The following is a 462-nucleotide window of genomic DNA, read 5'->3' on the forward strand; positions in this document are numbered from 1 at the left end:
TGGCCGTACCTACCGCTGGCAGTTCGACGACGCCAGCATCGAGATCAAGGTGCTGGACGAGAACGGCAAGATCAACCTGAACCTGGCCGACGCCGCACTGCTGACCGCCTTCCTCAAGGCGCTGGGCGAAGACGATGCACAGGCCCGGCAGTTGGCCGGCGCCATCATCGACTGGCGCGACGAGGACAGCCTGCTGCAACCGGGCGGTGGCGCCGAAGCGCCGGACTACGCCGCAGCCGGATTGCCCTACGGCCCACGCAACAAGCGCTTCGAGACCCTGGGCGAGCTGCAGCGGGTCCTGGGCATGCGCGGACCCCTGTACCGGGCGATGCTGCCGCACCTGACCCTCTACAGCCGCCAGGCACGGCCGGATCCGCGGTTCGCCAGCGCGCCGGTGCTGACCGCGCTGGGCCTGGATGCGGACAGCGTGATGGCGCAGCGCGCACAGCAGGAGCGTGATGC

At 69.7% G+C, this 462-nt stretch carries 1 protein-coding gene; it reads left to right on the forward strand.

Going from position 1 to position 462, the window contains the following annotated elements:
* On the forward strand, positions 1–462 hold a 462-nt coding region (locus FNX44_RS30160; protein WP_173019328.1), incomplete at both ends, for a type II secretion system protein GspK.

Origin of the sequence: Streptomyces alkaliterrae (assembly GCF_007097205.2) — a bacterium.
Lineage (GTDB): Bacteria > Actinomycetota > Actinomycetes > Streptomycetales > Streptomycetaceae > Streptomyces > Streptomyces alkaliterrae.